This window comes from Longimonas sp. (genome assembly GCF_040409695.1).
Lineage (GTDB): Bacteria > Bacteroidota > Rhodothermia > Rhodothermales > Salinibacteraceae > Longimonas.
Genome location: NZ_JARWGJ010000161.1, coordinates 1 through 25,092, shown reverse-complemented (window position 1 = coordinate 25,092; position 25,092 = coordinate 1). Strand labels below are relative to the sequence as shown.

Sequence of the window (25,092 nt, the reverse complement as noted above, 5' to 3'; positions counted from 1 at the left end):
GGGCGGGCAGCCCGTCGGGCAGGAAGCCGGCAACGCAACGGCGTTGGCTCGGCGCATCATTGCAGATGCAATGGCAGATACAATGGCAGATACAATGGCAGATACAATGGCAGATACAATGGCAGATACGCCAGCGTCGCTTCTTTTCCTCTCCGGCAATCGTCGTCGTAACACCTTGCCGCAAGCGCTCACCGAAGCGGGCTGTCCGTTCGACGAGGTCGAAGTATATCGTACCCGTATCCGCACCGACCTTTCGCTGCCCGATCCGCCCGCAACCCTTGTCTTTTTTAGTCCGTCGGGAGTAGAAGCCGTACAGCGTTCCGGATACGACCTGAGCGCATACCCGTGTGCGGCAATCGGAACCACCACTGCGGCAGCGCTTCGCGCGGGGGGCGCTTCCGTCGTGGCCGTGGCCCCCACCCCGACGCCGGAAGGCGTGCAGGCTGCACTACAGGAAATGTAGAGACCGGTTTAGAGAAAAGGCGAGTGCGTGGGTAAAGATCGACGTTGCGTTCGCGTGGCTGTTTTCGCATTTACGCTCCCGAGCCCCCGATGGAGCATGTGAAGGTGAGGTGGCAGAGGCCGCGCGAATGCGGCGTCGTCGGCATTATGTGCTATAATCGGGCTACTGGGTAGCAGACGTTGCTTCCTCAAGTGCGAGGTGAAACATGCGTGCGGCCCGGCGCGGATTCTCTGCCGTGGCCACCGCTGAAAGCACAGCCACGCCATGGGCACCGGCTGCAATCACGTCGTGCACCCGGTGCCGGGTGATGCCGCCAATGGCAATGACCGGGCAGTCCACGGCGCTGCAGCAGGCCCGCAGGCGCTTCAAGCCCTGCGTAGCACCTGCATTTGCTTTGGACTGCGTCGGGTAGATGGGCCCGAAGCCGATGTACGTAGCGCCATCGGCTTCGGCCGCCTGGGCCTGTGCGATCGTCGACGCCGAAGCGCCTAAGACAGGCTCCGGCCCCAACACACGGCGCGCAACAGCGACCGGGATGTCCTCCTGACCTACATGGAGGCCCCGCGCGCCGACACCCAGCGCTACGTCGAGCCGGTCGTTCACGATCAGGGGCACCTCTGCATCGGCACAGACCTCCTGCACGCGCTGCGCAGCAATGAGCTGGTTGCGCACCACGCCATGCTTCTGACGAAACTGAATGGTGTCTGCACCTCCCGCGATGGCACGTTCGGCAAGTGCGGCATGGTCAAACCGCTGCTGGAGACGAAAGTCGGTGATAACATGCAGGCGACCAACGGCGGGGGTGGGGAGCGAATTCGGCATGGCGTACGGTATTAGAGGCAGGGATCTGGAGACAACATGCGCACATCTGCATACACAGCAGACCCGCGTTAGTTGACCTGCTCTCTTCAAAACTACTCAGGTGCCCGTCATGCCCTACTCGCAGCTTTTGTCCGACGCACGAGAAGCCATCGAAGCCGGCGTGCAGGCCGTGCATCCCGACCGTCTTATGGACGCCGCCTCCGCGAGCGATCGCGTCGATGGCGACACACGGACCACGATCCACGAGGCAAAGCAGATATACGCCGCAACCATCGGAAAGGCGGCTGCGCCGTGGGCGCGCCAGTGGGGCAACCAAATTTCGGCGGATGCAGGGTGTGTCGTCGCGCCGAAGGGCTACAGCACGGCCCCGAAGCCTGCGCTCCCGCAGCCATGGCAGCAGGTGGATGCGGGGCATCCGCATCCCACCGAAGACAGCGCGCGCGCCGGACGCCTTCTTCTCGACATGGCGGCGAAATGCGGACGCGGCGATTTGCTCATCGTAGGGCTGTCGGGCGGCGGATCGGCATGCACGGCGTTGCCGCCAGCGGGCATCTCGATGGCGGCAGTGCGCATGCTCAACGAACAGCTGCTGCAGAGCGGGCTCCCCATCGACGCCGTGAACGCGGTGCGCAAGCACGTGCTGCAAGTTGGGGGCGGGCGTCTGGCAGCGGCTGCGTACCCAGCCGCCGTACGGTGCTACGTCATCTCTGACGTGCCTGACGACGACCTGTCTACCATTGCAAGCGGCCCGACGGTAGGCGATCCTACGACCTATGCCGACGGGATTCACGCGCTTCGCGAAGCGCATCTGTGGAGCGATATTCCTGACGCGGTGCGCACGTATCTGGTAGAAGGGAAGGGCGGTACGCATCCCGAAACCGTACCGCCGGGCGATAAACGTCTGTCGCGTGCCCAGACAACCGTTATCGCCAGCAACGATGATGCACGTACAGCCGCAGTTGCGTATCTGAGAAAGCGCGGATACACGACTGTAAACGTCAATAAGCGCATAGAGGGCGAGGCGAGCGAAGTGGGTGCCCGGCACGCTCGGCGTCTTACAGAAAGCCGCGGGCCGTGTGCATTCGTATGGGGCGGAGAGCCCACCGTGCATGTGACAGGCACCGGCGTAGGCGGACGCAGTCAGGAAGCTGCGCTTGCTGCGGTGCCCATACTGGGGGCATCCGACGTTGCCGCCGTGCTCTTCTGTGCGGGCACCGACGGCATCGACGGCCCAACCGATGCTGCCGGGGCATGGGCAACCCCAGAAACGCACGAAAAAGCACAGGCATGCGGTTTAGCCCCCGAAGCGTATCTGGCCAACAACGACAGCTACACCTTCTTCAAGCGCCTTGGTGGGCTCTATCAGCCCGGTCCAACAGAGACCAATGTAATGGATCTGCATGTGGGGCTGGTTGGCGCAGCGCAGATGGGTCGAGCCGCACAAGTAGAGCCGCATAACTAAGTAGAGCTGCATTTGTCTTATTTCTTTTGTACCATTGACAGTACATTCACAACATGTATAGTGGTGCAAATGCCACCTTGCGCTCCTTGACCAGTCTACCGTTGCAGAGCAAATAATAGTGGCCACTCCGCAAGAACGTATTCTGCTTTTGAGATGAAGTGATCTCCCAAGCGCTGCGGGACACCATTGAGTCAGAGAACTAACTCTTCCTGTGCTGCATTTGGCCTTCATTAACTGCACAGGGCTGGTTTTAAGACAACATAATAGATCATCCTATATCGACAAATCTTAGCAGCAATGCCCCGAACGGTCTTTATTGTGCTCTTAAGCGCTCTTTTTATTGGTGGATGCGGGCCCGCTGCTCTGGCACAGGAAGCCCCAGAATCCGACATTGAGTCTGTTCAGGCCGCAGAAGACGAGATGCGCCAGGCAATTCTTAGGCAGGACATCGATGCACTGGAGCGGCTTTGGACAGAGCGTTTCATGGTCAACGCGCCGCGCAACGTGGTCGTACCTAACCGCGAAGCCGTTTTGCAGGTCTTCAGGTCTGGGGTAGCGGCCTACGAATCGTATGAGCAGGCGATTGAAACCATTGAGGTGAGCGAAGGTGTAGCGGTCGTCATGGGGCGTGAAACGGTCGTTCCAGTAGGCGAAGCTCCCCATGCAGGCGGTACGGTGCATCGCCGCTATACGCATGTGTGGAGAGAGCGCGACGGGGCGTGGCGGCTCGCAGCTCGCCACGCACATATCACGGAAATCAGCGACTAAATGGAAACGGAACCCCGAGCCCTTGGTAGACCGCAGCTTGATTCGTGTATGTATACAGTGCAATGAACACTATAAGCGCAGCACGCCACGCGGGAATCGTAAACAGTAGCGGGGGCGTGAACGATATTACAGGCGTGGCAGATAAGGTCCTCACCGTAGGAGGGGTTGGCCTGCTTGTTTTCCTGGTGATAGGACTTGCGCTCTGGTGGCGCTACCGGGCATCTGTTTCGAAGGAGATTCCCTCCGATGAAGAAGCATCTGCAGATACGCCGGAAGAGCCTTCCTTCCACAACGCATGGATCGACCGGCTGTCCGTTGGCGTCGTGGTCGTCGACAGCACCTACCAGGTCGAGCAAGTCAACGTACGGGCCCGGTCGCTTTTGTGCGACGACGCCCTATCGGAGGGGGCAGTGCTTCCGCAGGCGCTGGCGCAGCGCATGCTGAACGAAGAAGGCGCACCGCTATCATTTCGATGGCACAACGATAGCGGAAAAGCACTAAGCGTTCAGGTAGAAACGCTGCGACGGAGCGATGGCCTGCATCGCGTCATTACACTGCTCGATAACACCCGGGTGCTCCGTACCGAGGCAACCCTTCGCGAAACCGACCGCCTGCTCCGTGCAATTCTGCAGACCAGCGTGGCCGCGGTAGCGGTCGTTAACGCACACGGAACCATCACATATGCAAATAAACAGGCCGAGTCCATCTTGGGACTCAAAAGCGGTACGGATGGTACATGGACCTACGAACAGATCGGGTGGACGCTAACGCCTGTTGACGCTGACATGGCGACCCGGCGTCCGCTTCATGACGTGCTGCATACGCACAAAACAGTGCGCGACATGCGCTGCGCGGTAACCTGGCCTGATGGCACACGCAAGTATATCTCGCTCAACGCCGCTCCGCTCCCGCACGACAAGCGCCCCTCGCAGGTCGTGTTCTCCGTACAAGAGATAACGGGTCGTTATCAGGCAGAGCAGCAGCTCCGAAAAGAGCAACACTTTGCAGAAGCCGCCATAAATAGCCTGCCGGGGCTCTTCTTTATGGTGGATGCGAATGGACGGTACCAGCGGTGGAACGAGACCCTTAAATCCGTGGCTGGATATACCGAAGATGAACTCCACGACCACACGCTCGACGAACTCGTTGCCGAAGAAGATCGGCCGCGCATGCGGGAGGCGATTCGTACGCTGTTTGGAGAAAATATTGGGTTTCGGATCGAAGTCCAGCTGGTAACGCATTGCGGCACGCGCGTCCCGTATGTATTCACAGGAGCGCGTTTCACCATCAACGAAACATCGTACGCTGTAGGCGTTGCGCTCGACATCACAGCGCAGCGCAAGCGCGAACGAGCGCTTCAAGAGGCACGCCGTGAGGCGGAAGATGCGCGTGCAAACGCCGAGCAGATGAACGCGCTGAAAACCTCGTTCCTGGCCAATATGAGCCATGAGGTGCGCACGCCACTAACAGCCATGATCGGATATGCCAATATTATGGTTGAGGAAGAGAACCCGCCAGAGCGATTTGCAAGCCACATCGTAACCGGTGGGAAGCGGCTACTCAATACCCTCGACGATATCCTTCTTTTCTCGCAGCTGGAGGCGGGAACGTACATGCCTTCGCCAGCCCCCGTCGACATAGAGGCACACATCAAAGAAGCAGTGCGCAGCGCAGCACCACAGGCAAAGGTGGTAATCGACGGCCCCGATAACGCAAAGCATGTCAGCCTGGATCGCGGAGCGGTTGCCTGCATTGCGCGGCACCTGATACGGAACGCAGCAGCATTTACAGACCGCGAGGGGCAGATTACGGTAAGCATCGGTCATGAATCCGGGAAAAGCAGACTCACCGTGCGCGACACGGGGGCGGGCATGCCGGCCTCATACATCCCGCGTGCCACACAGCCGTTTACGCAGGCTTCTACCGGGATGGCACGCGTTCACGAAGGAAGCGGACTGGGACTTGCAATCGTGCACAAGATGGCTCAGCTCATGCAGGGAAGCGTGTCGATCGAGTCCGCCGAGGGAGAAGGTACTACCGTAACGGTATGGATGCGCCATCTGGATGCGACGTACCACAACTGAAGGCGGTAATGTCACCAGATTGGTGCATATGCAGAGGGGGACCGCCGAACTGCGCATGAGGCTGCACATAAACACGAACGAACACAAGCAAACGCATATTGCCCTTGCAGACCTGCTATCGCTTTGGTGTATCTGATCGCGCAGTGGACATTTCTCGGAGGCATGGGGCTCTACAGTGTTTTGCCTGTGCTCGCGTCGATTCTATTTGCAGCAGTTGCGCTTGCAACGATCGGGAGACATGAGCAGATGCGGGCCAGCACCGCCCCCTCCTCAAGCCGTACTGACCTGCCGGCAGAACTCCTGGATCAGGTAGACGGGGGCGTGCTCGTCATAGATAGCACATACCGCATCGAACACTGTAACCGGCAAGCTCAGGACTTCTTCCCCCAGCGACCAATCAAAGAAGGGGCCGTGCTGCCACGGCTTTTTGTCAACCAATTGCCCGAGCGTGGAAAAACGACTGTACTTGAATGGCCTGCGGAATCTTCTGCAGCGACTCAGGTCCACGTGAAGGCCGTGCGCGGTGCAGCAGGACTCATGCGCGTCATCACCCTGCGCGACGTGACCGATGAGATGCGCACGCGTTCTGAGCTTGAGCAGACAGACCACCTGCTTCGAGCGATTCTCGATACAGATGTGGCGGCTATCGCGGTCGTCAACGATCAGGGACAGGTTACATATGCCAACGCACGAGCCGAAGCAATCTTGGGGCTGCAGCGCACGGACGTATCAGATGCCGAAAAAGAGGGGGCATATGGGGCCTGGCGGTACGAGCAGCTGGGGTGGTCGATCGAGCCGGTCGACGACGACCCGGTAACGCGCACGCCGCTTCGTCATGTGCTGGACACGCGCGCGCCGATTCGTGACATGCGCTGCATGGTTACTTGGCCCAGTGGAGAGCGCCGGTACCTGAGCCTGAACGCGGCCTTTCTCGACGCAGGCACGTCCGATGAGAAACGTGTCGTGTTTGCGATGCAAGATATCACCGCGCGCTACCGGGTGCGCAAGCAGCTGTTAAAGCAACTGCGCGCGCACAAGGCCACACGCGATGCGATGCCTGCCTTGCTCTACATGTGTAACCGCTCTGGTGGTGAGCGCTACTGGAATGAAACGCTTGTTCGACGCACGGGCTACTCCGAAGATGACATGCAGGGGCGCACGCTTGCGCAGCTCGTACATCGCGAAGACCGAGCTCGCGTTCGGGCAGCGGTGAATCAGGTCTTTGCGGGAGAAGACACATTCGGGGTGGCTGTGCGCCTGCAGGCCAAAGACGGGACGCTGTATCCGTACATGATAAACGGCACCGTTTGTCTCATAGACGGCACCGAGCATCTGGTAGCTGTTGGACTCGACGTGTCTGCGCAGGGGGAGTAGCCCGGGCGCGGCATCATCCTGGCGTCTACCATCCAATACGGGTCGACGACTCACGTCGGCTGGATTCGGTTGCTGCGGGCGTAGGAGCCGGGGCTTCAGGCTCGTCGAGAGCCAGCGTGGGCGGGGGCTGCTGCACGTCGTCGATACGGGTAAGCGTAGCCCCCTGGTAGTAAAACGAGAGAATGTCCTGGTAGGAGCGCCCCGCCCGGGCCATCCCGTGAGCGCCCCACTGGCTCATGCCGACCCCATGCCCGTATCCGCGCCCGCTGAAAACGTACGAGTTGCCACTACGCCGCGCGTCAAACCAGGTGCTCCGCAGCACCTCGCGCCCTACAGCCTGGTTCACAGCAAGCCGAAACGCGTTAGCCTGCACCGCCTCGCGCGAACCATTCGGACGCAGTAGCTCAAGCGTCAGGAGGCGTCCGTCGTGGGCGGTATCGCCAAGAAAGAACCCCCGCACCGCCCCACCAAAACGGCGCTCCAGCCCACGTAGCACGGTGGCGCGGTTGGCTGTAGACTGCCACGTATGATGGGGAGACACCGAGTCGTACGGATCGCTACGGCCGCGCAGATAAGGCAAGTCTTCGCTGGCATCCCAGACGTCCTCGTTGTTTGCGGTATGCCCGCCGCTGCTCGAAAAGTAGACTGCTTCAATGAGGTGCCCGTTGTACGTGAGCACCTCGCCTCGTGTGGCTTCTGCAGCAGCGCGCGAGGCATCAGTGATGGTTGAAAGGCCCCGATACACCTGCGAGAGAGTATGGTCAACGTGGGTGTAGGTACCGTCGAACTTGTCGCTTCCGCGTAGGGCATAGGTTCGTGCCACGACGGCCATAGCCTTGGCGCCTTCTCTATCGTCGAGGCCGTACTCGCTGGCCACCACGCTGGCGACGTACGACTCCAGCGGCACCGCATTAACCAGCTCAACCGTATTGCCGTCGGGGCGCACTTCGAAGACGCCCCGGTACGAGCGCTCTACGCCGCCGCTTCGAAAGCGGGTGGCAGCCTGGCGAGGCGCGTGCAGGTAGAGCACTGCAGCTGAGATGCGGTCGGAGCCATGCTCGATGTGCACGTCGCCCCGGCGCACTGACAGCGTGGCAACCGTGCCCGGCTCAATGTGAAATAGCGGAGACCGATCGGGATGCGTGTGCACGGGAACCCGGCGTGAGGTCACGAGCTCCACCCGGTCGAGCGACTGATCGGCCAGGACCCGCACCCGAACATCCTGCGCGGCTGCAATGTCCGCATCCAGCAGCACCAGCATCCCTACTATGCCGAACAGAGCAATGCTGCGTGCGCGAGGAGCATGCAAAGAGGCGCATACGCTGCGAATCCACAACCAAAAAGAAGCCAGAGTCACAGAACTATACAATGTTCGGGAGATGGACCGGTGAATGGAGCAACCTTGGAATCTACAGTATATAAAAGGCCATGCGAAGTTGCAGCTTTTCCGCAAACATCTGAAAGAATGGGGAGGCAGCAGCGCACCGCGCCTGGCAACACATTCGTCCTTGTCTATCTTTTTCATAGCGACACAGCCGCACTATGCTTGTGGATACGCACGCCCATCTTTACCTGGACCGCTTCGATGACGACCGCGAGGCGGTGCTGCACCGGGCGCGCGAGGCAGGCGTGGGGGCGATCGTGTTGCCAGCCATCGATACGCCTTCGATTGAGCAGGCCGTTGCGCTGGCCGAGGCGCACGCCGACGTCTTTGCGATGACCGGACTCCACCCCTCATCTACAGAAGACGCAGCCGATGCCGACATGGCAACGGTGGCTGACTGGTGCGACCACGAGCAGGTGGTGGCGATCGGCGAGAGCGGACTTGACTACTACTGGGATCGTTCGTTCGATGATCGGCAGAAGCACTTCTTTCGAATGCACATCCGCCTGGCGATTGAAGCCGGACTGCCGCTGGTTATCCACAACCGTGAGGCCACCAACGACGTGCTGGCTATCTTGGCTGAGGAGCGTGCTGCGCATCCCGATGGCGACCGCCTGCATGGCATTTTGCACTGCTTTGTGGACGATGCCGACACGGCGCAGCGCGCCTGGGAGCTGGGGTTCTACGTGGGCATTGGAGGCATCGTAACGTTTAAAAATAGCGACCACGACGCGATGCTGCGCGCCACGCCGCTTGAGCACATTGTGCTGGAGACCGACGCCCCGTATCTGGCACCACAGGCCGAGCGGGGGCACCGCAACGAGCCCGCATTCGTGAAGCACGTGGCGGAATATCTGGCAGCGGTGACCGACCACACGCTCAAAACCATCGTCGAAACGACAACGGCCAATGCGCAATCTGTCTACGACCTGCCTGCTCCTGTAGGATCGAACCAAGCATCTGCCGCTGAAACGGATCGCCCGTAGATGCTGAGCCGTTAGGTGGTGTCCCTAATCTCTCTAATAGCAGTCTCCGCAATCTATTATGGCAACCTGGCTCATCTATGGCGCATACGGCTACACGGGCAGGCTCATCGGACGCGAGGCGCTGAAGCGCGATGTCGACTTTGCCATTGCCGGGCGGGATGCAGAGCGCATCGCCGACCTGCAAGCGAAGTGGCAGGTGCCGGGGCATGTCGTTTCGCTCGACGACCACGACGCACTCGTGAACGTGCTTCGTACGGTGGATGGCGTAATGCACTGTGCAGGTCCGTTCGAGGATACGGCTTTCCCGATGGTGGAGGCCTGCCTCAAAGCCGGCACGCACTACCTGGACATCACCGGGGAGTGGCGCGTGTTTGAGGCGCTGCGTGCCCGTCACGAGGCCGCACAGGAGGCAGGCGTCGTGCTGCTGCCCGGTACCGGATTCGATGTGGTGCCGACCGACTGCGTTGCCGCTACCCTCGCGGAGGCCTACCCAGACGCTACGGCTCTTTCGCTTGGATTCGTGGGGCTCGGGTCGATTTCGCGGGGCACCGCGCTTACAGCACTGCGTGGATGGGGAGAAGGAAGCCTGATGCGCCGAAACGGGAACTTGGTGCGCATCCCCCCAGGCACGCACACGCGCCAGGTAGATATTGCCGGGCGCTCCCGCACGCTCACCGCCATTCCGTGGGGCGACATCAGCACCGCCTACCACTCTACCGGCATACCAACCATTAGCGTGTACACGTACGTGCCGCCCGTGATGCGTCAGCTTATGTACTGGTCGGCCTATCTGCCCACGTGGGCACGCAACAGCGTTCGCCCACTCATTGAGGCCCTCCTGAAGCAGACGCTCGACGGCCCCGATGCAGAAACGCGTCGAGAGGGGGCTTCATGGGTGTGGGGCGAAGTGCAGAGCCCCGACGGCACCCGGCATACTGCTCGTTGGAAAGGACCAGAAGGGTACACGCTCACTGCACGCGCAGCTGTAGAGTGCATGATCCGCGCGCTGAAGACCCCCCCGTCGCCAGGATACCATACGCCATCTACAGCGTTTGGGGCCGACCTGGTCGCCGCAGTGCACCAGAGCACCAGCGTAGAGCTACACGACGCCCCATAGCGCCCTGGAGGCTCGTGTCGGATTTCTCCCCCTTTTACAAGGGGGAGATGTCGATAGACAGAGGGGGTTGTCTGACTCCAATGATGTCGGCCGTATGATAATCATCCATTGAACCGCTACCCATCGGCACACACGTGGACCCGGATACGAGAATAGAAGGCAGGTAGATGTGGACGACTCTTATGTACAGTTGTAATGGCCACGCAACGTAGAAAACAAACCCCCAGAGGCATCGTTCGGTCATCGGATCCGACACCGGTTCCTCCATGCTGGCTGCTCTGGCTAAAGCTTCCTAATCGATTCTCGCTCGATAGAGATTGATAGAGAAGAGCGTCGCGTTGTAGACTGACGCGGGCATTGCGAGCCCGAGCAGCGTGCATGGTTCACCCACATTACACATCAACCCCAACACAACCTATGGCTTTTTCTCTTCCGGATCTACCGTACGACTACGACGCGCTTGAGCCTGCGATCGACGAGCAGACGATGCGCATCCACCACGGCAAGCATCATCAGGGCTACACCAACAAGCTCAACGCTGCCCTTGAAGGACACGACGACCTGAGCGACCACTCGATCGAAGCGCTGCTGCATGGCATTGACAACCTGCCTGCAGACATTCAGACTGCTGTGCGCAACAACGGAGGCGGTTTCGCCAACCACAGCCTGTTCTGGAGCATTCTCTCGCCAGAAGGAGGCGGCGAGCCCACCGGTGCCCTTGCAGACGCAATTGACGACCAGTTCGGTTCGTTCGATGCATTCAAGAAAGCATTTAAGAACGCTGCGACCGGACAGTTTGGCAGCGGGTGGGGCTGGCTCGTGGCGCAGCCCGACGGAAGCCTTGAAGTATACTCAACGCCAAATCAAGACAGTCCGTACATGGAGGGCGACACGCCTATTCTTGGCGTTGACGTGTGGGAGCACGCATACTACCTGAACTACCAAAACGAGCGCGGTACCTACGTTGATAGCTTCTTCGACATCATTGACTGGGATGCCGTCAATGAGCGCTATGAAAACGCAGTCGACGATGCGTAATTGACGATGCGCAACGTGCTGACTCTAACCAAGCAGACGTAAAAAAGGAGAGATGTAGTACCTTGTCTCTTCCATCACATCACATTTGTGTGGTCAATGTTAAAGGAGAGGTGGAAATCTTCCGCCTCTCCCTTTTTTCGTTGAGTTGCGCGTGAAGCCGCGGCTTAAAGCGCTTTTTGTGCGACTCTCATTGGAATATTTCTGCGCTGTCGCGTACCATACGTGCGGTTTAACACACAATAACCGTTATGTTGTGGTAACAAACAGAGTACCCGAGCTTACCCGTTAGTGAGTTGCTCGGCGCCGTTGTCCCACCCTGCGCTGAGCATTATCATTGGTGGCACCTGGTAATGCCCCCTGAAGTAAAGAGGCAAAAAAGTAATGGATGTGTTTGTCGACGGAGCCATCTACATATCGATGGCAATTCTGAGCCTTTCGGTGTTGCTGGCGTTCTACCGCGTTGTTCGCGGTCCGTCGCTTCCTGACCGGATCGTGGGGCTTGACCTGGTTGCATACATTGCTATTGCGATCATGTTGGTGTATGCCATCGCCGAGAATAAGCCCCTCTTCCTTGAGGTCTCGCTCGTGCTTGCGCTCATTGCGTTTCTGGGTACCGTAGCCTTTTCACGGTACCTCGAGTTCGTAAGCAGCACGTCCGACACGACCTCGTCGTGACGCGGTTGTCCACGCCTGCTCTTTTATACTGTACTCTTCTTGCCGATAGTCTTTACGCTCTATGAACGCGATCATTGATCTGCTTTTGATAGTATTCCTGCTGGCAGGTACAGGCTTTGTGTTCATCGCGGCGCTTGGCGTGGTGCGCCTTCCCGACGTCCCGATGCGTATGCACGCCTCCACCAAAGCCGGAACCCTGGGCGTCATGCTGATTGCCGTTGCCGTGTTTTTGACATATCCGACACTGAGCATCTTCACACGGGCAATGGCGCTGGTGCTGTTTATGTTACTTACGGCTCCTGTGGCTGCTCACATGATGGGACGTGCATCATACGCCTCTGGCGAACGGATGGGCGTAACGCTCTGGGAAGGTACAGTGATTGACCAATTCAAGGAAGACCGCAAAGCCGAGGGGGGGCCCATGCCTCAGGTAGCAGCGGTACGCCCGCAGAACGCCGACGGCGACGAGGCGCGCGATGCCTCGTCTCCCTCGTAGTGTGCCCCAACGTGTGTCCGTAGTAGGTCGTTTTCTTTGACTGAGAGTGCTTCATGGGTATCTTAGCTGTTGTCTTTGCAGGATTTATCTTGGCTGCCTTTACGCCGTGGATTACACGGTCGTTGGGCCGCCTGTCGGGGTGGATGTATGCGCTTGTGCCTACAGGCATCGTAGCGTATCTGGCGACCTACACGGCGGCAGTTCAAGATGGAGGTGCCGTCTCGGCCTCGTTTGATTGGGTTGCAGTTGAGGCGTTTACCGTCTCTCTGAGCTTCTATCTTGACGGACTCAGCCTGTTCTTTGCACTGCTGATTAGCGGCGTGGGCGCGCTCATATACATTTATGCAGGCGCTTATCTGGAAGGTCACCATCATCTTGGGCGGTTCTTCAGCTACCTGTCCATGTTCATGGCATCCATGATCGGGATGGTGCTGGCCGATAACCTGCTCACATTCTACATCTTCTTTGAAGGCACCAGCTTCGCCTCTTTCATGCTGATTGGGTTCAACCACTACAGCAGCGAGTCGCGTCGCTCGGCATGGCAGGCCCTGCTTGTCACCAAAGCGGGTGGATTGGCACTGCTCGTCGGGTTTGTTCTGATGTACATGGTGACGGGCACCTATCAGATCTCTGAAATCATCCAGCAGGGCGCGCTCATCCAGCAGAGCGAGTTCTACGTTGCCATCGTAATTCTGGTGCTGGCCGGGGCCTTCACGAAGTCAGCGCAGTTTCCGTTCTACTTCTGGCTGCCCAACGCCATGAAGGCGCCTACGCCGGTAAGTGCATACCTGCACTCGGCAACCATGGTAAAAGCGGGTATCTACGTGATGGCCCGCCTGCATCCGGCGCTCTCTGGCACCGACTTCTGGGTGATCGTCGTGACGAGCTTCGGGGCGCTGACCATGCTACTTAGCGCCTGGCTGGCGCTGCAGTACACCGATATGAAAGGAGTGCTGGCCTACACCACGGTGATGGCACTGGGGCTGCTTACGATGCTTCTTGGCATCGGATCTGAGATTGCGCTGAAAGCATGTATGCTCTTTGTGCTCGTGCATGCGCTCTACAAGGCGACCCTCTTTATGATTACAGGGGCCGTGGACCATGGCATCCATGTGCGCGACATCACGAAGCTGAGCGGACTCCGCCACAAGATGCCGATTACAGCTGCAGCAGCTGGATTGGCTGCGCTCTCTATGGCAGGTATCCCGCCGTTCTTTGGGTTCATTGGCAAAGAGGTCGTCTACGAAGCGGCTTTGAATGGGGGCGTTGCAGAAACAGCTATTGCAGGCATATCCGTTCTCGCAAACATCGCGCTCGTTGCGGGAGCCGGTCTCCTGGCCCTGAAACCGTTCTGGGGCAGTCCAAGCGAGGCCGCCGAACATGCCCACCAGGCCTCGGCCGGGCTGTGGTTTGGCCCCGTCGTACTGGCCGCGTTCTGTGTGCTACTCGGACTCTTTCCCGGGTGGTTTGGCGATCCGTTCCTCGGGCCGGCTGTCGGCGCCGTAATGGGGGAGCCTACCTCGCTCTATCTGGTGCTCTGGCACGGATTCACTATTGAGCTGCTTCTGAGTGCGATCACGGTAGCTTCGGGGGTGGCGCTCTACTTTGCTACCCCGGCGATGCGCAACCACGCTATCGGACGAGGTTTTGAGCGCGCCTTTGGCTCAGGCCTCGACCGGGGGTACGACCGGGTCATCGATGGCATTCTCGGCCTTGCCAAGTGGCAGACGCGCCTCCTGCAGAACGGAGTGCTGCGCTACTACATGGCCACGATCCTTGGCTTTACGGTGCTGCTCGTAGGAGGTACATTCCTTCGCCATGAACTTGGTGGATTCGCCATCGACTTCTCAGACCTCCAGATCTACGATGCCGCCATTGCCCTGCTCATTGTGAGTGGCGCCATCTCGATCATCTTCTTGCGATCACGTCTTGCAGCCGTGGTTTCGCTCGGCATATCGGGTATCGGTATCGCGCTGGTGTATCTCACGTTCGGAGCGCCCGACTTGGCAATGACGCAGTTTCTGGTCGAAACGCTCACCGTTATCTTGTTTGCGCTGGTGCTCATTGAGCTCCCTAACCTCAAAGAGTCGGTTAGTAATGGCGGACGCATACGCGACGCGCTCATTGCGGTGGGCGTAGGAGCCGTGATTACCGGACTTATGCTGGTCGCACTGCAGTACCCGTTCGATAGCAGCATGGCCAATTTCTACGCTGTCAATACGTACACGGAGGCCGAAGGCCGCAACATTGTGAACACGATTCTGGTGGACTTCCGTGCCATCGATACGCTCGGGGAGATCGTCGTTCTTATGATCGCTGGATTCGGTATCTATACGCTGCTGTCGTACCAGAGCGCAGGTTCTGAAGGTGAAGGAAATTCTGAGGGACCAGAAGGAAAGGTCGATCAGCCGCGTAGAGAAACGCTGGCTGATGCACCTGCTTCGGCCGATCAGCCAGCGGCTGCCCCGGCATCAGGCGATGCAAACGGGGCCGACATCGCTGAGTCGGTCGACAAGCCCGATACGTAAGCGCCCAGCCCTCTTACATCGCCCCACGCTGCTACTGCGTAGCCTCAGACGGCGCCCTCTGCTCGCTGCCAACGCGACATTTATCTGACTATGATTCGTTCTCTGATCCTTCAAACATCGGTCAAGCTCCTCACACCACTGATGGTGCTCTTCTCGATCTTTCTGCTCCTGCGTGGGCACGATGAGTCGGGCGGAGGGTTCATCGGTGGGCTCGTTGCGGCCGGGGCTTTTGCACTCTACGCAGCAGCATACGGCTCGGCGCTGTCACGGAAAACGCTTCGTGTAAGCCCACTCGAACTGATGAGCGTTGGCGTTGGCCTGGCTCTGCTTAGCGGGCTGCTCCCGCTCCTCTTCGGGGAGCCCATCCTTACCGGATTGTGGGCATACTTCACGCTCGGGGGCGAAGACATGAAGGTCGGGTCGGTCTTGCTCTTCGATATCGGGGTCTACCTGCTGGTTGTTGGTATGGTGCTCACTGTGATTTACGAGCTTGATCTATTTGGCCTTGGGCTCTTTCCTCGGGAAGAGGGCGGGCAGGTCCCAGAAGAATATCAAGATGTCCTGCGATAAGACGGCCCGTAGAACGCCCTCGACCCGCTCTGCATCTGGCTCCGCATTTGTATATATACTGTTGCTTAACCGCCTGACTGTGCTATGGAAACGCTAATGGCTTTTGTTGTTGGTACGCTGTTCGCCATCAGCGTGTACCTGATTCTGCGCCGCAACCTGGTGCGCCTTATTCTTGGCATTGTACTGCTTTCCAATGCGGTAAACCTGCTGCTTTTCACTATGGGGCGCATGACGCGTGCCGAAGCCGCCTTCATTGAAGTTGGGGCTACCGTCCCCTCTGAAACTATTGCAAACCCGCTGTCGCAAGCGCTTATCCTGACGGCTATCGTTATTGGGTTTGGGCTTCTTGCCTTCACTCTCGTGCTGGTATACCGTACAAACCGCGACCTGAACTCCGTCGACTCTGATGTGCTGCGCGAAGAGGAGGTTGATCCCGACGTGTACGGCACCGCGTAACCCCGCATGCCTCCTGCTGTTGTATTTCTGCTTTAACGCTTCTTGCTCATGACTACCCACCTGTTGCTTGCCCTGCTCATTGTCGTTCCCCTGGCGGCTGCGGTGATCGCGCTGCTGCTACGGCGTGCGCCAGCCGTGCAGCCGTGGGTGAACCTGGTTAGCATGATCAGCATGGCAGGGCTCTCTGTTGCACTGCTCGTTCGGGTATCGAGTGCTGGCATTCAAGCAACGACCTTCGGCGGCTGGCCGATGCCCTTTGGGATTACGCTGGTGGCGGATCACCTGAGCGTGATTATGCTGCTTATATCGTCGATCATGGGGGTGGTGCTCGCTATCTATGCGATGGGCGACATGGACCCTAAGCGGGTCAAGTTTGGGTTCTATCCGTTTATGAACCTGCTCATGGTCGGCATTGCCGGCGCATTTCTGACAGGCGATCTGTTCAACCTCTACGTGTGGTTTGAGGTGCTGCTCATCGCATCCTTCGTGCTGATGGCCCTTGGCAACACCCGCGCACAGCTCACCGCAAACATCAAGTACGTGAGCATCAACCTGGTGTCGTCGCTTATCTTTCTCGCAGGCATTGGGTTTATCTATGGCCTTACCGGCTCGCTGAACATGGCAGAGGTGGCTTCTATCCTCGGCGATATGGAGGGGGCCTCAGGCATTATCACAACAGTCTCGATGCTCTTCCTGATTGCTTTCGGGATTAAAGCAGCTATCTTTCCGCTGTTCTACTGGCTGCCGGCCTCGTATCACACGCCCCCGCCCACGATCATGGCGCTCTTTGCCGGACTCCTTACCAAGGTGGGAGTCTACGCTATGATTCGGGTTTTTACGCTGCTGTTTAACGTGCAAGATGGCTATACCCAGACTATTCTGCTCTGGATTGCGGGCCTCACTATGGTTACCGGCGTGCTCGGGGCTGCAGCGCAGACGGACTTCCGACGCATCCTCTCTTTTCATATCGTGAGTCAGATCGGGTACATGATCATGGGGCTGGCGCTCTTCACGCCGCTCGCGCTCATTGGCTCAATCTACTACGTAGTCCACAACATCCTCGCGAAGTCAAATCTCTTCCTCATCAGTGGCGTAACGCGGCATCTGCAGGGCACCTTCACGCTCAAAAAGCTGAAAGGACTCTACGCGCACTACCCCGGTCTCTCCATTCTATTTCTGCTCTCGGCCTTTGCCCTGGCGGGCTTCCCGCCGCTATCAGGCTTCTGGGGAAAACTTATTCTGGGTATTGCCGGACTGCAGGCCCAGGAGTACATTATCGTTGGGGTCGCCTTCGCCGTGGGTATCATGACGATGTTCTCCATGACCAAGATATGGATGTATTCCTTTCTGCCAGGCGGCGGTGCCGACGACGACCAGCCAGCCGACCGGCCCGACACCGTACCGCCGCTCGCGGGCAACGTACGCCTGCTCTACGTTCCCATTGCGCTCGTAGCCGTGCTCATCGTAGGCATCAGTCTCTTCATTGGGCCGGTGTATGAGGTGGGCAACCAGGCCGCTACCGAACTCATGAACGCTGACCTTTACATAGATGCCGTCTTAGGCCATGAAGACTCTATTGCTCAACCTGCTCCTGGCGCTGATCTGGATGGCAGTGCAGGGGGCGTTCACACTCGGTAATTTCGCGTTCGGGTTTGTGCTCGGATACGGCGTTTTACGTATCATGCAGCCGCTCCTGGGCGATGTCGCATACGACGACCGCTTGCGCCACCAGGTGTTCTTGATCGGGTTTTTCCTAAAAGAGCTGGTGCGTTCCAGCCTACGCGTGGCGTACGAGGTGCTCACGCCCGGGTATCACATGCGGGCAGGCATCCTCGCCATTCCGCTCGACGTGCGCTCCGACCTGGGTATTACCCTGTTTGCCAATCTGATCTCGCTTACGCCGGGTACCCTCAGCATTGACGTGTCTGAAGACGGCAAAACGCTCTACATCCACGCCATGTACATCGACAAAAGCGTGGAAGAAGAGGTGGCTGCTCTCAAGACCAGCCTGGAACGCCGTATCATGAACGCGCTTGGCAAAGCCGACCGGTCCGAACTATTCTCCGCCAAACATCACGCCTCGTCGTGAAACGCTCCGCGGTATACACGCGCTGGTGTGCGCTCTCCGACGGGCAGCCCGCCCTCCTGCGTCCAGACGAACGAGCCCGGCTTCGTTCTTTTGGGGATGCGGACCGGCGGCGCAGCTTCGTGGCGGGACGAACGGCCCTGAAACGTCTGGTAGCACAGCACCGAGGCGTACCACCCGGTGACGCACACATCCACGTGGCTCCGGATGACAGTCTCTTGCTCGATGGGCCTTTCTATGGCTCGCTCGCTCACTCGGGCGACTGGGCGATGGCTGTACTGTCTCTAACGCCCATCGGGGTCGACCTGGAGCGCATCCAGCCGCGCGACCCCGACGTAGCACGTTTTCTCTTTGCTCCCACCGATCGCGACACGCTTTACACGCTTCCCGGCTCGTTCGACGAGCAGCTCATCTTGGCGTGGACCCTTAAAGAGGCGGTGCTAAAGGCACGCCGTAGCGGATTTCGGTGCTCGCCGAAGTCTATTCAGCTTGCAGTAGACGCGCGCACCGGGACCGCTCGCGCTGTTGTAACGCGCAGCGAGCCCCATGACCACTGGCATCTCACGTTCGGCCGCCGGCAGGACTACTGGTGGGCCTGGGCGGTACCCGAGTAGCAGATGTGCTATCCTACCAATGCGGCATCTTGCAGAGAGGTGCAGAGAGCCACTGTGCAGTTGTACACCAGCCGTACAAAGGGGCACTGCGCGCACGCTGTGTATGTAATGAACAAGGTAGTGAACAAGCACTCCTGCACGACCGTCCGACTGACCCGCGCAGGAGCTCTTACCAGGCGTTTAGGCGTTATTTGTCAAGACCGGGTGAGCGCTCGATAAACTCGTCGTAGAGCTCGGTGTGGCGAGACTGCAACGGTACGTTGTATCCGTTGATATGCAGCCGGGTGACCTGCGTAGCTGGTTCAAACGGATCGCCGTCGGCGACGAAGAGCGTGGCTTGCTTTCCGACCTCAAGCGAGCCAACCCGGTCGTCGATGCCAAAAATCCGCGCGGGGACGATGGTGATGGCCTCCAGTGCGGCATCAGCGCCCATTCCGTATGCGGCTGCAAAGCCCGCGTGGAACGGTAGATTGCGGACGTTGCTGTCCTCGCCGGTGCGAAGCGCCACCTGAACGCCCGCCTCATGCATGAGACCCGCGTTGGCGTACGGCTTGTCGTAGCGATCAGACTGCCGGGAGGGAAGCGCAATGACCGGTCCGGTAAGCACAGGCACCCCCGCTTCCGCGATCGTATCAGCTACACGCCATCCTTCCGATGCTCCGCTAAGTACTATCTGATCTGTGATGCCTCGCTCTTCAGCCCAGGCGAGCGCATCCAGAATGTCGGCAGCCTTGTCGGCTTTGAGCATGATGGGCTGCTCACCAGTCACGACAGGAACGAGCGCGTCGTACGCCGGGGCATACTCGGTAAAGTGTCCGGGTTCAGCTTCGTCTTGGCGCGCCTGAATTTCGGCATAGAGCGTAGCGTCGTCCCAGAGCTCGTTCAGCGCTTCAAGGGCTTCCTGTGCCTCTTGCTCAATGTCTTCTTCAGAGCGCGTGTCGCCAGTGCCCCGGCGCCCGGTTGAGGGAAAGTTTAGAACCATGTACTGCACGCCCGCCACATGCATCTGCTGGGGCGTATAGCCCAAGAGGTCAATCAGCGCCGCCTGGCCGGGCCACTGCCCACCGCTTGGTTCAGTGATGACGGTCGTAACGCCGTTGAGCCGGGTAACCGGAATGGAAACTGAGTTGGGGTTGACGGCGGTAAGCGCCTGCATGTGAGGCGTCAGGTCGCCGATCTCGCTGAAGTCGCGCGTCTCAGAGAGCGAACTGATCTCAACGAGTCCGAGCCGGGTGCCGCTGTCAATAAGGCCGGGATAGACCGACTGCCCGTCCGCATTGAACCGTGCCGGAATGTCATCGGGCACCTCAACGTCAGCTCCGAGGGCCGCGATGGTATCGGCGCGGATAACGAGCGTGCCGTTTTCGATCACGCCGTTTGTAACGGTAACGAGGCGCGCATTCGTGATGGCAATATCGGTGCGCTGGGCGGGCGTATTCTGGGCAAAGCTGTCCGTGGGCATCCACAGAACAAGGCAGAGCAGCAAGGGAGCGATTCGCAGCATGGGGAAGGGTAGAGGCATGAGTAGAATAAGGGGGCGCGGGCTGAAAGAGGGAAGTAAGAGGCCGTTACGACGATCAGTGGTGCAGATGCAGACCCGACTCGGTGGCGTGCAGGTGCGTGCCAGTTCCCTGCATGCACGCGCCATGGCGGATATCCGCGTCGTGCCACACGAACGTCTCTTCAACAACCGATTCAGGATCCACGCGCAGGCGCATGTCGTCGGGGTCCTCGTCGCGGTCGAAGCGCACCACGCCATCCACGTAGGTGCGCTGTGCTACGGCATAGATGGAAAGCGGATGGTGGTTGAAAATAGCCAGATCGGCGTGCTTACCTTCCTCAATTGACCCCACCATGCTATCGATGCCAAGGTGCTCGGCGGCATTGATGGTGATGAGAGCGAGCGCCTCCTCGTCAGACAGTCCGCCGTAGCGCTGCGACTTCGCGGCTTGGTGGTACAGATGCCGGTTCAGGTCGGGCGAGTCGGAGTTAATCGACGTGTTAACGCCGTTGCGCGTCAGGATTGCTGCGTTGTACGCGGTGGAGTAGTAGACCTCAAACTTAAAAGCCCACCAGTCCGAAAAAATCGAAGCTCCAGCGCCAAAGGCAGCCAGTTCGGGGGCAACCTTGAACCCCTCGTTTACGTGCTGAAAAACCAGTTCGTCTACGCCAAAGTCCTCCAGCACGTCCATGAGCATGAGAATCTCGTCGGCGCGGTACGAATGGGCATGCACCATCACGTCGCCGCTCAGAATGCCTGCAACAACCTCCATGCGTTCGCTATGAGGCGGCGGCGCGTTGCGGTTGCCGGCCTCGTACGCATCCTTCATGGCCTGGTAGCGCTGCGCCTCGGTAAAGGCCTCGCGAATCACAGACTCCACGCCCATGCGGGTGCGGGGTACGATGTTTCTGCCCTCGCCGTGCACGCGGGTCGGGTTTTCGCCGAGTGCAAACTTGATCGTGCGCGGGGCCTCTTCCATGCGAAGTGCATCGGGATGCGTCATCCCGTAGCGGTGCTTGATCGTCTCGTTCTGCCCGCCAATGGCGTTAGCAGAGCCGTGCATTACATGCGAGGTCGTTACGCCGCCGGCCAGCGCGCGGTAGAGGCGCACGTCGTAGGGGTCGAGCACGTCACCCACACTTACGTGTGCGGTAACCGGGCTCGTTGCTTCGTTGACATCCGATATGGCAATGTGTGAATGCGCGTCGATGATGCCCGGCATCACATGCATGCCGCTGGCGTCGTACGTCTCCACGCCGCTGGGCGCTGACAGGTTGCTGCCGATCGACGCGATGACTCCGTCGCGGACAAGGATATCGGTGGTTTCGAGCGTGCCGTTGGTAACGGTGTGAACGGTTGCATTCTGGATGAGCACGCTATTGGGCGCATCAGCACGCAGCTGGTCGGGGCCTGGCTGGGCGGTGCTTGTCCATACCAGACCGAGACTGAGCAGAAGAAGGAAGAGGGTTCGCATGGGGGATTCGGGGCGTGGTGCAAAAACGGGAAGAGGGAAGGCGTGCAGGGCGGCTATCGGCGGTCGGGGCTGGTGCGCTGTCCGGTGACGTCGAAGCTCATGCCGCTGGCTGAGATCGTACCATCGAAGCGGTCCTCTTCGATAGTGCCTGAGACGCGTGCATCGCCCATCTGGCTGCCAGGTACAACAAACGAGAGCGTTTCGCCATCGAACGAGATCGACTGCAGGCGCTCCTCAGAGCCGTCGGGTCCGACGACGCTGCCAGTGAGTCCGGTGTCATCACCACGCAGCTGTACCTCAATGTCAATGTCGCCCTGTGGCGTTTCGAGCGTCATCGTCCACGTACCGGTAACGGCTTCTGCATCGCCAGTTACTTCGCCTGCCTCGGCTTCGTCTTTCGTGTACAGGTGCCCATCAACCACAACATGCCGGATGCCGGTGTCTTCGTCAAAAAGAGGGCCATCGGTAACGACAAGATTTGCGATGAAGCCGGGTGCTACGCGGCCGAGCTGGCGGTCTACGCCAAAGGTCTGGGCCGGGGTGGTTGTGAGAGCTGCGAGGAGGACGTCGTGGGGAACGCCGCTTTCAGCGAGTGTGCGCAGGTGGCCGTGCAGGTCACCTGGCGAGACGCCTTCGGTGCTGAACCCAAAGGAGAGTCCGGCGTCGTGGAGCGTAGCTGCCTGATTGATGTAGCGCTCTTGTTCAGCGCGCAGGCGTTGCTCCAGGTTTGCACGTTCGCGTTCGGTATCGCTGGCGTCGTGCACGCGCAGCATGGGGTCGTACGCGGTTGGCTCCTCGTTCTCGTCGAGTTCGGTGCGCTCAGGCAGATCGAGCGACAAGAAGAGCGGCACGTCCGCATCCTGCAAGACGTCGAGGAGATTGAACCCCTCTTTGAGCCCGGCGATCATAAGGGGAAAGCTCATTTCGCGCTGCAAGGCAAGAATGCGGTGCGCGTCGGTTGCAGACGAAGCGGCGAATATGAGCGGGCGTTCGCCATCAAGAAGGGGCATCAGGGCGGTGTGGGCGGCATCGCGTGGGGGACGCTGCCGGCCCTGCGGGTCGCCTGCATAGGCTGCTTCGAGCTGCTGGCGACGTTCGGTTTCGCGGAGGACCTGACGCATCATGGAAATGACGCCCATGGTGGTGCTGGGCGATACAACATTCGGCCACGATCCGCGTGCCCCGCGAAACTGTCCGAAGAGGCTCACTCCGTCTGTGAGGAGAGCGGCCTCTGCATTGGACCCGTGCAAGTTAACAAGGGCTCCCTGTCCAGGTAGCATGCGGCCCTCGGGAGCAACGTGGGCTGTAGTAACGCCTTGCATGCGAAGCTGGTTAACGCGGCTTGCTCCCGGGTCGAAGAAAGCCGATGCGTTGCGCTCGGGCTGCACGCCGGCGCGAGCAGCAGACGGATTGCCCGGATCGTCGACGCTGCCTGCGTCCTCTTCTTCCGGCATATCTATGCCGGTATGGGAGAAGCCGTCGATGAACCCGGCATAGATATAAAGCGAATCGGCGTCGATAACGCGGGCATCAAACGGAATGGATGCGCCGGCCTCTACCGTGCGAATGATTCCGTTACGCACAACAACCGTAACGCCTGTCTGCTCGCTTCCTGGCTCGGTAATGACGGTTGCGTTTTCAAAGGCCAACGTCTGTGTAACAGCGGGCCGTTCCGACTGAGCAACAGCTGGCAGGGCCACAAGGCATAGGAGAAGCGCAGCGACTGAGGCTGTACGCAAAGAGAGAGAAAGCGACATAGGGATGGGGCGTGTGTGAACGTCTACGATAGACTGACTATTAACATAATGGTAGCTGGTCGGAATATCAGGCCAATTCGTGACAATATGTCCAGAGCAGGTAACAATCGGACAGGTTGAGCGTGACGACCTTACTCTTATCTCACATACTGTTTTGTTTGCGAGGGAGCAAAGCAGTGTGCTGCAACGTCTGCTGAACGAGTGAACGAAACGGGCGAGTATTCTTGTTAACGTTACTCGGCACAGTACACGTACAGCATAGAAGGTACCCAAAGAGGTGCACAACCCGTTATAATTCTGCAGCTTCGCGCAAACACAGCGCTGGGCCACGAAGTTATAAGACCGGCGTAGAGCCATTCATTCTCCGAAAAGCGCTCTCACAGCGGTTCGGCCCCTCTGCCTGCAAAAACACAGACCTGAGCCTCATTACATGACGTTTGATCCCTCCAAGACGCCCGCGTCGCATTTCAACGTGGCTGACGAAGCGCGGCTTGCAGCGCTCCGTCAGTACCAGAGCGCGTACTCCCCACCTGAGGAAGCCTTTGATCGCCTTACCCGTCTGGCGGCTGACATTTTCGATGCCCCGCTGGCATATATCAACTTTATCGGACGCGACAAGCAGTGGACAAAGTCGAGCTTAACCGACCCACATCCCGATGCTGTCGGACTCGACATCTCATTCTGTGCATACAACGTGGGAGAAGAAGGGCCGCTCGTTGTTGAGGATGCGCGTGAAGACGAGCGCTTTGCAGATAACCCGCTTGTTGCAGAGGGATTTGATGTTGCTGGTGAAGCAAAGGGCATCCGGTTCTATGCGGGAATGCCTCTCACAACGCCGGGAGGCTATCGTATTGGGTCGATATGTGTACTGGATACAGAGCCGCGCACGCCCGACCCGGAAGCAGTGGCACGTCTTGAAGACCTGGCGGCGATTGCCGTGGACGAGATGGAACTGCGCGCGGGCTACCGCTACCATGAAGACATTCTGGAGAGCATTACCGATGCGTTCTTTGCTATCGACGACAACTGGAGATTTACCTACGTGAATAGCAAGGCTGAGAAATGGCTTGAGCGAGGGCGAGACGAGCTTATCGGTACCAATATATGGGATGCGTTTCCGGAAGCAGTAGATCTGGCATTCCATGACCGGTACCAGCAGGTTATGGAAGAGCAAGACAGCGTACAATTTGAGTCATACTTCCCCCCGCTGGATCGCTGGTTTCGGGTGCATGCCTATCCGTTTCGGGGGGGCGTATCGGTTTACTTCAGCGACGTAACCGAGCGCAAACAGTACGAGCAGGTGCTGAAAGAGGCGAAACAGACGGCCGAGGAGGCCAATGCATCCAAGTCTCGTTTTATGGCGGGCGTGGCGCACGACCTTCAGACACCGCTGAGCGTTATGAACATGCAAATTGAACTGCTTCAGGACCAGATAGA

22 protein-coding genes are annotated in these 25,092 nt (G+C 59.0%); 17 read left to right on the top strand and 5 right to left on the bottom strand.

Features of this window, described 5'->3' with window-relative positions; translation table 11 throughout:
• A partial coding sequence (locus PPP56_RS10085; protein WP_353563918.1) for a uroporphyrinogen-III synthase occupies positions 1–463 on the top strand: 463 nt, incomplete at its 5' end.
• Positions 464–625: 162 nt separating this feature from the next.
• On the opposite strand, the gene thiE is transcribed toward PPP56_RS10085, so the two are convergent.
• Positions 626–1,285, bottom strand: coding sequence for a thiamine phosphate synthase (thiE, locus tag PPP56_RS10080; protein ID WP_353563917.1), 660 nt, complete (start codon positions 1,283–1,285; stop codon positions 626–628).
• A gap of 109 nt (positions 1,286–1,394) precedes the next feature.
• Between thiE and PPP56_RS10075 the strand changes: the two genes are divergently transcribed.
• The 4 genes from PPP56_RS10075 (at position 1,395) to PPP56_RS10060 (ending at position 6,973) form a co-directional block, all read left to right on the top strand.
• Positions 1,395–2,747: a glycerate kinase type-2 family protein gene (locus PPP56_RS10075; RefSeq protein ID WP_353563916.1), complete on the top strand. Its 1,353-nt coding sequence runs from the start codon at positions 1,395–1,397 to the stop codon at positions 2,745–2,747.
• Between the two features lie 297 nt (positions 2,748–3,044).
• Positions 3,045–3,515 carry a nuclear transport factor 2 family protein gene (locus PPP56_RS10070; RefSeq protein WP_353563915.1) on the top strand — a complete coding sequence of 157 codons (471 nt, stop codon included), beginning with the start codon at positions 3,045–3,047 and terminating at the stop codon, positions 3,513–3,515.
• Between the two features lie 116 nt (positions 3,516–3,631).
• A complete protein-coding gene (locus PPP56_RS10065) occupies positions 3,632–5,599 on the top strand; it encodes a PAS domain S-box protein (protein ID WP_353563914.1) in 1,968 nt (655 codons plus the stop codon).
• 126 nt (positions 5,600–5,725) lie between these two features.
• Positions 5,726–6,973, top strand: coding sequence for a PAS domain S-box protein (locus tag PPP56_RS10060; protein WP_353563919.1), 1,248 nt, complete (start codon positions 5,726–5,728; stop codon positions 6,971–6,973).
• 25 nt (positions 6,974–6,998) lie between these two features.
• Here PPP56_RS10060 and PPP56_RS10055 read toward each other — a convergent pair whose 3' ends face one another.
• Positions 6,999–8,282: a SpoIID/LytB domain-containing protein gene (locus PPP56_RS10055; RefSeq protein WP_353563913.1), complete on the bottom strand. Its 1,284-nt coding sequence runs from the start codon at positions 8,280–8,282 to the stop codon at positions 6,999–7,001.
• Positions 8,283–8,515: 233 nt separating this feature from the next.
• On the opposite strand from PPP56_RS10055, the gene PPP56_RS10050 reads away from it, so the two are divergent.
• The 11 genes from PPP56_RS10050 (at position 8,516) to PPP56_RS10000 (ending at position 18,923) form a co-directional block, all read left to right on the top strand.
• Positions 8,516–9,343, top strand: coding sequence for a TatD family hydrolase (locus tag PPP56_RS10050; protein ID WP_353563912.1), 828 nt, complete (start codon positions 8,516–8,518; stop codon positions 9,341–9,343).
• A 58-nt stretch (positions 9,344–9,401) separates the two neighbouring features.
• On the top strand, positions 9,402–10,460 hold the full coding sequence (locus PPP56_RS10045; protein ID WP_353563911.1) for a saccharopine dehydrogenase family protein: 1,059 nt from the start codon (positions 9,402–9,404) through the stop codon (positions 10,458–10,460).
• A 417-nt stretch (positions 10,461–10,877) separates the two neighbouring features.
• Positions 10,878–11,498 (top strand): superoxide dismutase, encoded by a 621-nt coding sequence (locus PPP56_RS10040; RefSeq protein ID WP_353563910.1) that lies wholly within the window; start codon positions 10,878–10,880, stop codon positions 11,496–11,498.
• A gap of 381 nt (positions 11,499–11,879) precedes the next feature.
• Positions 11,880–12,173, top strand: a complete 294-nt coding sequence (locus tag PPP56_RS10035; RefSeq protein WP_353563909.1) for a cation:proton antiporter — start codon at positions 11,880–11,882, stop codon at positions 12,171–12,173.
• 61 nt (positions 12,174–12,234) lie between these two features.
• Positions 12,235–12,669 carry a monovalent cation/H(+) antiporter subunit G gene (mnhG, locus tag PPP56_RS10030; RefSeq protein WP_353563908.1) on the top strand — a complete coding sequence of 145 codons (435 nt, stop codon included), beginning with the start codon at positions 12,235–12,237 and terminating at the stop codon, positions 12,667–12,669.
• A gap of 53 nt (positions 12,670–12,722) precedes the next feature.
• The gene (locus tag PPP56_RS10025) at positions 12,723–15,197 is read left to right on the top strand and encodes a putative monovalent cation/H+ antiporter subunit A (RefSeq protein WP_353563907.1); all 2,475 of its coding nucleotides are present in this window, start codon (positions 12,723–12,725) and stop codon (positions 15,195–15,197) included.
• A gap of 90 nt (positions 15,198–15,287) precedes the next feature.
• On the top strand, positions 15,288–15,767 hold the full coding sequence (locus tag PPP56_RS10020; protein ID WP_353563906.1) for a Na+/H+ antiporter subunit B: 480 nt from the start codon (positions 15,288–15,290) through the stop codon (positions 15,765–15,767).
• A gap of 84 nt (positions 15,768–15,851) precedes the next feature.
• Positions 15,852–16,223: an NADH-quinone oxidoreductase subunit K gene (locus tag PPP56_RS10015; protein WP_353563905.1), complete on the top strand. Its 372-nt coding sequence runs from the start codon at positions 15,852–15,854 to the stop codon at positions 16,221–16,223.
• A gap of 48 nt (positions 16,224–16,271) precedes the next feature.
• The gene (locus tag PPP56_RS10010) at positions 16,272–17,861 is read left to right on the top strand and encodes a proton-conducting transporter transmembrane domain-containing protein (RefSeq protein ID WP_353563904.1); all 1,590 of its coding nucleotides are present in this window, start codon (positions 16,272–16,274) and stop codon (positions 17,859–17,861) included.
• Positions 17,788–18,312, top strand: a complete 525-nt coding sequence (locus tag PPP56_RS10005; protein WP_353563903.1) for a Na+/H+ antiporter subunit E — start codon at positions 17,788–17,790, stop codon at positions 18,310–18,312. The genes PPP56_RS10010 and PPP56_RS10005 overlap by 74 nt, the downstream gene beginning before the upstream one ends.
• A complete protein-coding gene (locus PPP56_RS10000; RefSeq protein WP_353563902.1) occupies positions 18,309–18,923 on the top strand; it encodes a 4'-phosphopantetheinyl transferase family protein in 615 nt (204 codons plus the stop codon). The genes PPP56_RS10005 and PPP56_RS10000 overlap by 4 nt, the downstream gene beginning before the upstream one ends.
• 187 nt (positions 18,924–19,110) lie before the next feature.
• Here the strand turns inward: PPP56_RS10000 and PPP56_RS09995 are convergent, their stop codons facing one another.
• From PPP56_RS09995 to PPP56_RS09985, 3 genes are all read right to left on the bottom strand, one after another.
• Positions 19,111–20,385 (bottom strand): amidohydrolase family protein, encoded by a 1,275-nt coding sequence (locus PPP56_RS09995; RefSeq protein ID WP_353563901.1) that lies wholly within the window; start codon positions 20,383–20,385, stop codon positions 19,111–19,113.
• Between the two features lie 115 nt (positions 20,386–20,500).
• On the bottom strand, positions 20,501–21,898 hold the full coding sequence (locus PPP56_RS09990; RefSeq protein WP_353563900.1) for an amidohydrolase family protein: 1,398 nt from the start codon (positions 21,896–21,898) through the stop codon (positions 20,501–20,503).
• Positions 21,899–21,951: 53 nt separating this feature from the next.
• Positions 21,952–23,655 (bottom strand): amidohydrolase family protein, encoded by a 1,704-nt coding sequence (locus PPP56_RS09985; RefSeq protein ID WP_353563899.1) that lies wholly within the window; start codon positions 23,653–23,655, stop codon positions 21,952–21,954.
• 430 nt (positions 23,656–24,085) lie between these two features.
• Here PPP56_RS09985 and PPP56_RS09980 point away from each other — a divergent pair.
• Positions 24,086–25,092, top strand: a 1,007-nt coding sequence (locus tag PPP56_RS09980; protein ID WP_353563898.1) for a PAS domain-containing protein, incomplete at its 3' end; no start/stop codon positions are given.